Origin of the sequence: Arthrobacter pityocampae (assembly GCF_002927275.1) — a bacterium.
Classification (GTDB): Bacteria; Actinomycetota; Actinomycetes; order Actinomycetales; family Micrococcaceae; genus Arthrobacter_D; species Arthrobacter_D pityocampae.
On record NZ_PRKW01000016.1, the window covers coordinates 1 to 1,586 of the forward strand.

General features: G+C 46.2%; 1 protein-coding gene. It reads right to left on the reverse strand.

The window, feature by feature from the left end; translation table 11 throughout:
* Nucleotides 1–33 precede the first annotated feature (33 nt).
* The coding region (locus tag C4K88_RS18265) for a nucleoprotein (protein WP_146065743.1) at nt 34–1,586 on the reverse strand (1,553 nt) is incomplete at its 5' end.

Below are 1,586 nucleotides of genomic sequence, written 5' to 3' on the forward strand. Positions count from 1 at the left end.
ACGCGTGATCAGTAGAAACAAGGGTATTTTTCTTCAATTGTCATACTCCTCTGCATTGTCTCCGAAGAAATAAGATCCTTCATTATTCATGTCAAAGGAAGGCACGATCGGGTTCGTTGCCTTTTCGTCCGAGAGCTCGAAGACTCCCCGCCCCTGGAATGACACATCTTCTGGTCTGGCACTTTCCATCATTCTTATGATTTCAGTCCTCATGTCAGACGTTCTACCCTCATTATTTCCTGTAAATGCTGCCATAATGGTTGCTCTTTCGAAAGGAAGGTTTCTCTGTACTGAGAAAGTGGGTTGAACGCTGACCTGTCCTGCAGATGCCCTCTGTTGGTTGGTGTTCCCTCCGCTTCTGGTTCTTATAGCCCAATATCTACTTCTCAATTCAAGAGTATTGGAGTCCATTGCTTCCATGTTCTCATTTGAAGCAATTTGAACCCCTCTAGTGGATAGCTGTCCTCTTGGGACCATTCTTGTCCCTCTAATGAAACTTGAGACCCTAAGGTCCTCAAACGCTGCAGAGTGGCATGCCATCCACACTAGTTGGCTCTTATGTGCTGGGTTCTCATTTGGTCTAATGAGACTAAAGACCTGGCTGTTTTGAAGCAGACGAAAAGGATCTATTCCAACCAAGGAGTACCCTTCTCTCTCAAAGTCATATCCACTAGCCACTGCAAGCCCGTACACACAAGCAGGCAAGCAGGATTTATGAGCCACTGATCCCCTCAGGATGAGTGCAGACCTTGCCAGAAAAATAAGATCTTCTATTTCAGCATTCCCAGGATTTCTGCTCTCTCGCACTTGATCCATCATCGCCCTTTGTGCTGCTGTTTGGAATTTCCCTTTGAGGATGTTGCACATTCTCTCATATGCAATTCTTGTTCTTCTTCCATTTTCGCCTCTCCAGAAATTCCGGTCGTTGATCCCTCGTTTTATCATCCGAATCAGTTCCATCACCATTGTCCCTATTCCCTTTACTGCTGCACCTGCAGCTCCAGATCTCCTCGGGAGAGTTGATCCTTGCATCAGAGAGCACATCCGGGGATCCATTCCAGTACGCACGAGAGCTCTCGTTCTCTGATAGGTAGCATCATTTAGGTTGGAATGCCATATCATCAGATGGGTAAGACCAGCAGTTGCATCCTCTCCATTGTTCGCTTGTCTCCAAATTCTCCTGATTTCCTCTTTGTCATACAGGATCAGCTCTCTCACCCATTTTCCGTCTCTTCTCCTGTAAATTGGACCTCCAGTTTTCTTAGGGTCCTTTCCTGCACTGGGGTGCTCTTCCAGGTATCTGTTCCTTCTTTCATCAAATGCAGAGAGTACCATTCTCTCTATTGTTATACTGTTTTGAATCAGCCTCCCTTCATTGTCACTGAGTTTGAGTTCTGTGCACATCTGTATGTAGAATCTCCCAATGCCGCTAACCATTCTTCCAACAGACGCCCTGATCTCAGTAGCATTCTGGCGTTCCCCACCAGTTTCCATCTGTTCATAGGATCGTTTGGTGCCTTGAGACGCCATGATTTTGATGTCACTCAGTGAGTGATTATCTACCCTGCTTTTGCTGATCACGCGTA